The sequence below is a fragment of the Bifidobacterium pullorum subsp. saeculare genome (genome assembly GCF_016899725.1).
GTDB classification, from domain to species: domain Bacteria; phylum Actinomycetota; class Actinomycetes; order Actinomycetales; family Bifidobacteriaceae; genus Bifidobacterium; species Bifidobacterium pullorum_C.
In genome coordinates, this window is the sequence record NZ_JACLYU010000045.1 from 1 (window position 1) to 2,810 (window position 2,810).

1 protein-coding gene is annotated in these 2,810 nt (G+C 66.3%); it reads left to right on the forward strand.

What is annotated here, in order from left to right; translation table 11 throughout:
• The first annotated feature begins 1,206 nt into the window (after positions 1-1,206).
• On the forward strand, positions 1,207-2,751 hold the full coding sequence (gene gtfA / locus H7U32_RS09265; protein ID WP_204469780.1) for a sucrose phosphorylase: 1,545 nt from the start codon (positions 1,207-1,209) through the stop codon (positions 2,749-2,751).
• Positions 2,752-2,810 lie beyond the last annotated feature (59 nt).

Sequence of the window (2,810 nt, forward strand, 5' to 3'; positions counted from 1 at the left end):
GCGTCAGATGTGTATAAGGGACGGGGTGATGGCGGGGCGGGGGATGACCGGTGAAGCTGCTGTATCGCCGTTCGTTGGGGCTTCATGAGGGGGCATTCCGGTTCGTTGGGGCTTCGTGGCTGTTGTATCTCAGCTCGGTGGGGCGTGACGCACGTGGTGTCTGCGCTCGTTGGGGCGCCACGAGGGGTGTATCTCCGTTCGTTGGGGCGCTTCAGGAGGGATATCTCGGTTCGTTGGGGCGGATTTTCCGTTCTGCAGACATCTATCTGCGTTCGTTGGGTCCTCTTGCGCGTGATATCCCGCCTGGGGAAGTCCGCAAAACGGCGGAATTTCAAGGCTCGGGTTCTGTGGTGTCTCTGGCCGGAGGACCCAACGAACGCAGATAGACCTCCGCAACGGCCCAAATCCGCCCCAACGAACGGAGATACCCTGCCCGCGGCGCCCCAATGAACGGAGATGCTGCGTATGCCGCGCCCCAATGAGCAGAGATGCAACGGAGATGCATAGCCGTGCGCGCTCCAGTGGACGGAAATATCTTGTCTGTCGCGTCCCGGCCAATGGAGATGCGGCTCGTAAGGATACGGTTTGTCGCATGGATACGGTCCCCATGCGGCGAACCGTACTCTCGCGGTGCGTAAGCGTACGGTTTGCCGTGCTCCTACGGTCCTTGTGCGGCGAACCGTACGTTTAGACACGCTCACAGTACGTTTTGCCGCACTCTCACGGACCCTTTGTGGCGAACCGTACTCTCGCGGTGCGTAAGCGTACGGTTCGCCGTATTCGCATCGAGGAGGGGGCGGACGGTTGTCGCGGACAGCGGTTGTCGCGGACAAGTCGTTGCGGCGAGCAGTCTTGGGCAGGCTGAGGTCCTGTCTTGGCTTGGGCAGGCCGGTGCCCCGTTTCGGCTTTGGATTGGCAGACAGCCCGATTCGGCCTTGAACCGGTTCGACACGCCGTTGGGGACGGCGGTGGACAAGTGTTCGCAAATCCTTACAATAATCGGTATCGAACCGGTTTGATACAAGGAATCGGGTCGGGTTGGAACGGAATGTCCCGCCGCCAGGCCAGAGCGTCCGTCGCTGGACCGAACACCCGCCCCGCTGCCCACGGGCAGGCCGGAATGCCCGCCCAGCCGCGCGCGGGTCGGAACGCCTGCCGGACCGGAACGCCCGCCGGACCGGAACACCACCAACACAGGAGTTGCCCATGAAGAACACCGTCCAGCTCGTCACCTACGCGGACCGCCTCGGCGACGGCACGCTTGCCTCGATGACCGAAATCCTGCGCACCCGCTTCGCCGGCGTCTACGACGGCGTGCACATCCTGCCGTTCTTCACGCCCTTCGACGGCGCCGACGCCGGCTTCGACCCGATCGACCACACCACCGTCGACCCGCGCCTCGGCTCGTGGGACGACGTGGCCGAGCTCTCCCGCACCCACGGCGTCATGGTCGACGCGATCGTCAACCACATGAGCTGGCAGTCCGTCCAGTTCCAGGACGTGATGGCCAAGGGCGACGCCTCCGCATACGCCCCGATGTTCCTGACCATGAGCTCCGTGTTCCCCGAGGGCGCCACCGAGGAGGAGCTCGCCGGCATCTACCGCCCGCGCCCGGGCCTGCCGTTCACCCACTACACGCTTGGCGGCAAGACCCGCCTGGTGTGGACCACGTTCACCCCGCAGCAGGTGGACATCGACACCGATTCCGCCGAGGGCTGGGACTACCTCATGTCGATCTTCGACCGGATGGCCGCCAGCCACGTCAGCTACCTGCGCCTCGACGCGGTCGGCTACGGCGCCAAGGACGCGCATTCCAGCTGCTTCATGACGCCCAAGACCTTCGAACTCATCTCCCGCCTGCGCGAGGAGGGTGTCAAGCGCGGCCTCGAGATCCTCATCGAGGTGCACTCCTACTACAAGAAGCAGGTGGAGATCGCCTCCAAGGTGGACCGCGTCTACGACTTCGCTCTGCCCCCGCTGCTGCTCCACTCCCTGTTCACCGGGCAGGTGCAGCCGCTGGCCCACTGGGTGAGGATCCGCCCGACCAACGCCGTCACCGTCCTCGACACCCACGACGGCATCGGCGTCATCGACATCGGCTCCGACCAGCTCGACCGCTCGCTCAAGGGCCTCGTGCCCGACGCGGACGTGGACGCCATGGTCGAGACCATCCACGCCAACACCCACGGCGAGTCCAAGGCCGCCACCGGCGCGGCCGCCAGCAACCTCGACCTCTACCAGGTCAATTCCACCTACTACTCCGCCCTCGGGTGCAACGACCAGCATTACATCGCCGCCCGCGCCGTGCAGTTCTTCCTGCCGGGCGTGCCGCAGGTGTACTACGTCGGCGCGCTCGCCGGCGCCAACGACATGGACCTGCTGGCCCGCACGAACAACGGCCGCGACATCAACCGCCACTACTACTCCACCGCGGAGATCGACGAGAACCTCGGCCGCCCGGTGGTCCAGGCGCTCAACGCCCTCGCCCGCTTCCGCAATACGCTCGACGCCTTCGACGGCGAGTTCTCCTGGTCCGTCGATGAGTCCGTCGACGGGTCCGATGCTGATGCCGCCGAGTCTCTCACCCTCACCTGGCGGGGCGCGACGACCTCCGCCACCCTCACTTTCACCCCGCAGGCCGGCCTCGGCACGGACAACCCCGCCCCCGTCGCTTCCCTGACCTGGACGGACGCCGCCGGCGAGCACCGGACGGACGACCTCATCGCCGCCCCGCCGGTCGTGGCCGCCTGAGCCGGCCCGTCCGCCGGCTCGGCCTGGCCCGGCCCGGTCTGACCTGGCCCGGCCCATCC